This window comes from Microcystis sp. M179S2 (assembly GCF_020245805.1).
GTDB lineage: Bacteria > Cyanobacteriota > Cyanobacteriia > Cyanobacteriales > Microcystaceae > Microcystis > Microcystis aeruginosa.
The window spans coordinates 1-3504 of record NZ_JADBUE010000158.1; the positions used below are offsets into that span (position 1 = coordinate 1).

General features: G+C 48.8%; 4 protein-coding genes. 2 read left to right on the forward strand and 2 right to left on the reverse strand.

The genetic code is table 11. From position 1 onward, the window contains the following. Positions 1–539: 539 nt before the first annotated feature. Together hbs and cobD are read left to right on the forward strand one after the other, a co-directional pair. Positions 540–824: a non-specific DNA-binding protein Hbs gene (hbs, locus tag IM500_RS09390; RefSeq protein WP_002759570.1), complete on the forward strand. Its 285-nt coding sequence runs from the start codon at positions 540–542 to the stop codon at positions 822–824. Positions 825–855: 31 nt separating this feature from the next. Continuing rightward, on the forward strand, positions 856–1935 hold the full coding sequence (cobD, locus tag IM500_RS09395) for a threonine-phosphate decarboxylase CobD (RefSeq protein WP_287738184.1): 1080 nt from the start codon (positions 856–858) through the stop codon (positions 1933–1935). A gap of 31 nt (positions 1936–1966) precedes the next feature. Here cobD and psbC read toward each other — a convergent pair whose 3' ends face one another. Both psbC and IM500_RS09405 read right to left on the reverse strand, forming a co-directional pair. After that, positions 1967–3349 carry a photosystem II reaction center protein CP43 gene (gene psbC / locus IM500_RS09400; RefSeq protein WP_002739004.1) on the reverse strand — a complete coding sequence of 461 codons (1383 nt, stop codon included), beginning with the start codon at positions 3347–3349 and terminating at the stop codon, positions 1967–1969. Then, positions 3333–3504, reverse strand: a 172-nt coding sequence (locus IM500_RS09405) for a photosystem II protein D2 (RefSeq protein WP_271931852.1), incomplete at its 5' end; no start/stop codon positions are given. The genes IM500_RS09405 and psbC, both read right to left, overlap by 17 nt.

A 3504-nucleotide genomic window follows, 5' to 3' on the forward strand; every position in this document is an offset into this window, starting at 1 on the left:
CTCTACTCCAGATACAGTCAACGGTACAGCCATTTGCAAGTGAAAAATGTACCCAGTAGTCTCTTTTCAATTTTTTCTTAGAACCGACCTGCAGTAAGGGTTTTGTTAATTTTTTAGTATTTATGTATGGGGGAAGTCCAGTTTTTTAACGTTTCTAGGGGGAAAATTAGTCAAAAATCTTTGAGAGAACCGATGAACGATTTTTGGGAAGTTAGGATGCCTATGGCTTTTAGAGAATATTTATCGGCAATTTAGCTGGCTAATCTCTTTTTATTAGCTTATATCGCTGTTAATCTCTCGCTTATTCCCTTTTGTCTCTCGCCTTGGCGGGGAATCGGGGGGAAATCCAGATAAATTAAAGGTTTCAGCGATTCCGATCGAGACAATTCCCGCTTAGAATAATGCAGTGGAATATATAGCCAATGGGGATTTGAGGGATTATTTAGTGATCTCGATCCTGGCGAGTCCTCAACAGGAGAACCATAAACTACTGACAACCACCCTAAACTCAGAAAAACCGCAAAACAAGGAGTTAGCGCATGAATAAAGGTGAATTAATCGATCAAATCGCTCTCAAAGCCTCTGTCACCAAAAAACAAGCAGATGCTGTTCTCACTGCCGCCATCGAAACCATTATCGAAGCGGTTTCTGAGGGGGACAAAGTAACCCTAGTAGGATTCGGTTCCTTCGAGGCCCGGGAACGTCAGGCCAGGGAAGGACGCAACCCAAAAACCGGCGATAAGATGGAGATTCCGGCCACTCGCGTCCCGGCTTTCTCGGCGGGTAAACTGTTTAAAGACAGAGTGGCCCCAGATAAGGAATAATTACTGTTAAGCTTGGATCGCTGTAAGTCTTTTGCCTAGACCTAAACATGGTGGTAATCTTGACTGGGCGGCCGCCATTGCCGGCTGTCCGGTTTCCTCTATTCTCGATTTTTCTGCCAGTATCAACCCCCTCGGTCCGCCGGAAAGCACCCTAACCGCTATTAAAAGCCATTTAACCAGTCTGACTCGTTATCCTGACCCCGAGTATTGGCAGTTGCGTTCTGCCCTCGCCCAATGGCATGATATCGGGCCGGATTGGATTCTCCCCGGCAATGGTGCGGCCGAGTTATTAACCTGGGCCGGTCGGGAATTAGCATCATTTGATAGTGTTTATGTACTAACACCCGCTTTTAACGATTACGAACGGGCTTTAAAAAGTTTTGGTGGAAACATCTGCAAACATTCCCTAGATTTAACCACTTTAAAGCCGGTTAATCCCGAAAAACAAGGCTTATTACTCAATAATCCCCACAATCCCACGGGGAAACTCTGGACGGTGGCGGCCATTCGTCCCTATCTATCGCAATTTGGTTTGGTGGTAGTGGATGAAGCTTTTATGGATTTTTTACCCCCGCAACAACAGGAGAGTTTAATATCTCTGTTGCCGGAATATCCCAATCTCGTGATTTTGCGTTCCCTAACTAAATTTTACAGTCTCCCCGGTTTACGTCTAGGATACGTCCTCGCCCATCCCGATCGCCTGTTACAATGGCAAAGATGGCGAGATCCTTGGTCAGTGAATAATTTAGCTGTGGTTGCCGCTATTGCGGCAATTGAAGATAGGGATTTTCAACAACAAACTTGGGACTGGTTAACGGCGGCCCGCCAGGATTTATGGCAGGGATTAGCTAATTTTCCGCAATTACAGCCCCAAACCAGTGCCGCTAACTTCCTCTTAGTACAATCTCAATCTTCCTGTTTACCCCTACAGGAAGCTTTATTAAAATATCATCGAATTTTCATCCGCGATTGTCTCAGTTTCCCCGAATTGGGCAGCAATTATTTTCGGGTCGCTGTCCGTTTACCGGCAGAAAATCAACGATTATTATCGGCTTTAGAGAGTATTTTAGCGGCGTCTGATATTAACAACAAAAAGGCTCCCGTCAACTAGACGGGAGCCGCTGCCATCGAACTAAGGGAAATTAGTCGAGGTCAGGCATTGCCAATGCGGGTTCAGTCTCGCGGTCAATTCCTTTCTCGAAACCGGCGGCGGCGGCGCGAGCGCGTCCAGCGTGCCAGAGGTGTCCAATCAGGAAGAAGAAGGCGAGGGTGAAGTGAGAGGTGGCCAACCAAGCGCGAGGAGACACATAGTTAAACGAGTTAACGTCAGTGATAACGCCACCTACAGAGTTCAAGGAACCTAAAGGAGCGTGGGTCATGTATTCAGCCGCGCGGCGGACTTGCCAGGGTTGTACGTCATTTCTGATTTTGTCGAGGTCTAAACCGTTAGGACCACGGAGGGGTTCTAACCAGGGACCGCGGAAATCCCAGAAACGCATGGTTTCACCACCGAAGATGATTTCGCCAGTGGGAGAGCGCATCAGGTACTTACCTAGACCGGTGGGGCCTTGGGCAGAAGCGACGTTAGCACCTAAGCGTTGGTCACGCACCAAGAAGGTGAAAGCTTGAGCTTGGGAAGCTTCCATACCGGTCGGACCGTAGAATTCACTGGGATAGGCGGTGTTGTTAAACCAAACGTAAACGGCGGCGATAAAGCCCATCATGGAAAGAGCGCCCAAGCTGTAGGACAGATAGGCTTCTCCAGACCAGATGAAAGCGCGGCGCGCCCAAGCAAAAGGTTTGGTGAGAATGTGCCAGATACCGCCAGCGATACAGATTAAGCCAATCCAGATGTGACCGCCGATGATATCTTCCATGTTGTTGACGCTGATAATCCAGCCTTCGCCACCGAAAGGAGCTTTGGTCAGATAACCAAAGATAACTGCGGGGTTGAGGGTAGGATTAGTGATGATGCGGACATCACCGCCACCGGGGGCCCAGGTATCGTAGACACCGCCAAAGAACATGGCTTTAAATACCAACAACAGCGCACCACAACCCAAGAGAATTAGGTGATAACCGATGATGTTGGTCATTTGGTTTTTGTCTTTCCAGTCGTAACCGAAGAAATTAGAGTATTCCTCTAGGGTTTCCGGTCCGCGGATAGCGTGGTAGATACCACCAAAACCGAGTACAGCCGAAGAAATTAAGTGCAGAACACCAGCGACGAAGTAGGGGAAGGTATCGACTACTTCACCACCCGGACCGACCCCAAAACCGAGGGTAGCTAAGTGGGGGAGCAGGATTAAACCCTGTTCGTACATCGGTTTTTCGGGGATAAAGTGGGCGGTTTCAAACAGGGTCATTGCCCCGGCCCAGAAAACGATTAAACCGGCGTGGGCGACGTGAGCGCCGAGCAGTTTACCGGAGAGGTTGATAAGACGAGCGTTACCAGACCACCAAGCGAAGCCGGTGGAACTTTGGTCACGACCGGTAGCGGTAGGGATATTAGAGAGCGTTACCACGCGGGAGAACCTCCTCAGGGAAGATAAAGTTTTCGTGGGGTTGGTCTTGGGGAGCCATCCAAGCTCTCAGACCTTCGTTAAGCAGAATATTTTTAGTGTAGAAGGTTTCAAATTCCGGGTCTTCCGCCGCTCTCAATTCCTGAGAAACGAAGTCA

Bases quoted from the DNA above. Each gene is read 5' to 3' on its own strand.
- hbs (WP_002759570.1), top strand. From the start codon at position 540: ATGAATAAAGGTGAATTAATCGATCAAATCGCTCTCAAAGCCTCTGTC.